Source organism: Microbacterium sp. H6, from assembly GCF_003314775.1.
GTDB lineage: Bacteria > Actinomycetota > Actinomycetes > Actinomycetales > Microbacteriaceae > Microbacterium > Microbacterium oxydans.
Map to the genome: position 1 here is coordinate 1 of NZ_QOAY01000226.1, position 2,876 is coordinate 2,876.

Annotated in this window: 3 protein-coding genes; all 3 read right to left on the reverse strand. The window is 68.3% G+C overall.

Annotated features, from left to right (window positions below; all coding sequences use genetic code 11):
* Positions 1-59 precede the first annotated feature (59 nt).
* Complete coding sequence (locus DSP71_RS14720) at positions 60-1,157, reverse strand: serine hydrolase (RefSeq protein ID WP_113681457.1); 1,098 nt, start codon at positions 1,155-1,157, stop codon at positions 60-62.
* Between the two features lie 111 nt (positions 1,158-1,268).
* Positions 1,269-2,432, reverse strand: a complete 1,164-nt coding sequence (locus DSP71_RS14725; protein ID WP_113681458.1) for an acyl-CoA dehydrogenase family protein — start codon at positions 2,430-2,432, stop codon at positions 1,269-1,271.
* Between the two features lie 152 nt (positions 2,433-2,584).
* Positions 2,585-2,876 (reverse strand): D-alanyl-D-alanine carboxypeptidase family protein (locus DSP71_RS24005; RefSeq protein ID WP_258546472.1); only part of this gene is annotated, 292 nt, incomplete at its 5' end.

A 2,876-nucleotide genomic window follows, 5' to 3' on the forward strand; every position in this document is an offset into this window, starting at 1 on the left:
AGGCCCGCCAGCCCCGCCCGGGCCGCCCGGGCACAGGAGCCGCGGGCCGCCGGAGTGCCTCACTGCACGTCGGTGAACAATCCCATGACCTCCGGTCCCATCTCGACCTGGCTCAGGACGACGCGGAACGAGCCGTCCTGGTCGATCCAGAAGTCCGTCCCCTGCCCACCCGACCAGCCGAACCGGCCGACGTGCTCACCCTCGGTCTGCACCGCGACGCCGAATCCCCACCCCGTGCCCTCCCAGAATCCCGGGAAGAAGCTGTCAGCGGTCTTCGCTGCGGCCGGCACCTGGTCCGAACGCATCAGCGCGAGCAGCTCCGGGTCGAGGACGACACTCCCGCCATGGCGCCCGCCGGCGGCCAGCATCCCCGCGAACACGGCATAGTCGGCGGCCGTCGACACGAGTTCCGAGTGATTGAGATCGAACGGCGCAGGCGCGACGGAGAACCCTGCGGCCGCCGGCTCGATCTCGACCAGCTGGCCCTCCTGGTGCCGGTATGCCGCGGGCAGCCGATGCGCCTGGTCGACGGGAACCGTGAAACCCGTGTCGACCATTCCCAGCGGTCCGAAGAGGTCACGCCGAAGGTGCTCCTCCAGCGACCCGTCGACCACTCGTGAGAGCAGGATCCCGAGGATGCCGAAGGAGTGGTGGTAGCGCCATCCGGTGCCGGGCTCGAACGCGAGCGGGAGCGCGGTCAGCGCGTCCAGCCACTCCTGTGCGCCCATCGCGACCGGCTCCTGCCCCGCGGCCGTCCGATTCCTGATCATCGCCTCGGCGAGGGACGACGACACGACCTGCACGCCGTAGCCGGAGGTGTTGGTGAGCAGATGACGCAGAGTGATGGGCGTCGTCGCAGGCGCGACGTCGTCGAGGGGAGCATCCGGCACGCGCAGCACCTGACGATCGGCGACCTCAGGCACCCACTTCTCGACGGGATCGTCGAGAAGGAGGCGCCCCGCCTGCACGAGGCGCAGTGCGGCGACCGCGAGGATCGGTTTGGTCATCGATTGGATGCGCACGATCGCATCCGCCGGCAGGTCTCCGGCCGCGACGATCTCGAACGCCCCACCGGGTTCACCGTGCACGCCGATGATCCCCGGCGCCGTGCCTCGCGCGACGTGTTCATCCAGGATCCGTGCGAGCGACGTCGTCATGCAGTCGATTCAACCGGGCCGCAGCACCCCTGTCCACGCCTCGACGGCGATAGGGCAACGACGAGAAGAGGCCCCGGATGCGAAATCCGGGGCCTCTTCAGGGGAGGCGCGTCAGCGCTTGCCGGCGATCTGACGCCCGACGAGGTCGCGCATGATCTCGTTCGTGCCGCCGTAGATGCGGTGCACTCGGGCATCGGTGAACGCGCGGGCGATCGGGTACTCCATGATGTACCCGTAGCCCCCGTGCAGCTGCACTCCCGTGTCGAGCACCTCCCACTCGCGTTCGGTCGCCCAGAACTTCACCTTCGCGGCATCCTCGGCGGACAGCTTCCCCTCCGAGTAGGCCCGGAGCGCGCGGTCGATGTAGGCCCACATCGCATCGGTGGTCGCGGACATGTCGGCGAGGCGGAAGCGGGTGTTCTGGAAGTCGGCGATGCGCTCACCGAACGCCTCGCGGTCCTTCGTGTAGGCGATGGTCCAGTCGAGGGCGGCCTGTGCGGCTGCAGCTGCGGCGACGCCGATCGAGAGGCGCTCGAGTGGCAGGTTCAGCATCAGCTGGATGAAGCCCTGACCCTCTTTGCCACTGATGAGGTTCTCGTCGGGGACGAACACGTCCGTGAAGCTGAGCTCGGCCGTGTCCCAGCCGTGGAAGCCCATCTTGCTGAGCTTCTTCCCCTGGTCGAAGCCCTCCATGCCCTTCTCGACGAGCAGGAGGCTGAACGCGTCCGGACGGTTGCCCTCACCGGTCTTGACGAAGGTCACCACGACGTCGGCGGTCGTGCCGGAGGAGATGAACGTCTTCGCACCGTTGAGGATGTAGCCGCCGTCGACCTTCTTGGCGTTGGTCTTGATCCCGCGCAGGTCGGAGCCCGCGCCGGGGTCGGTCATCGCGAGGGCGCCGAGCACCTCGCCGGTGGCCATGCGGGGCAGCCACTTCTCCTTCTGCTCCTGCGTGCCCATGTGCACGAGGTAGGGGACGGCCAGGTCGTCCTGGATGCCGAACGCACCGGCCAGCGAGCCCGCACCGGAGGCGATGGCCTCCTCCATGACGATCGTGCGGAAGCGGTAGTCCTGCAGCATCCCCGCGCCGCCGAACTCCTCGGGGACGGAGAGCCCGATCAGACCGGCCTCGCCGGCCGCCAGCATGGTCGCGCGGTCGATCTCGCCCGCGGCATCCCACCGCTCGATCGCCTCGCCTGTCACGTGGCGCTTGACGAAGTCCTTGACCAGGTCCCGGAAAGCCTCGTGATCCTCGTCGTAGATGTCGCGTTCCATGCCGTCCTCCTGAACGTGTCGTGCATCATTGCTCCGGTGATTCTACGACGCCGCGGAGGCCGGAGACAGGACGTTGTGAGAATGCATCCCATAAAACGTGAGACTGGGTACCGCGGTTGTCGGATGCCGCAACCACGGCGTTCCCGCCCGGTTCAGTGCGAGTAATCGGGCGCAGCGGGGAGCCCGAAGAACTCCTCCAGCGTATGGAATCCGCCCTCGTGGTATGCCGCCGCCAGGTCGACCCCGACATAGCGGAGGTGCCACGGCTCCGGGGCGTATCCGGTGACCGGGGTGCCGACCTGCTCGTAGCGCACGATGAATCCGTACTCCCAGGCGTGAGCGGCGACCCAGTCGCTCTGGGCGGTGCCGCCGAAGCCGTCGAGTCCGCCGCAGCCCGCACCGCACGCCACCACATCGAGGGCGAGACCCGTCTGGTGCTCGCTG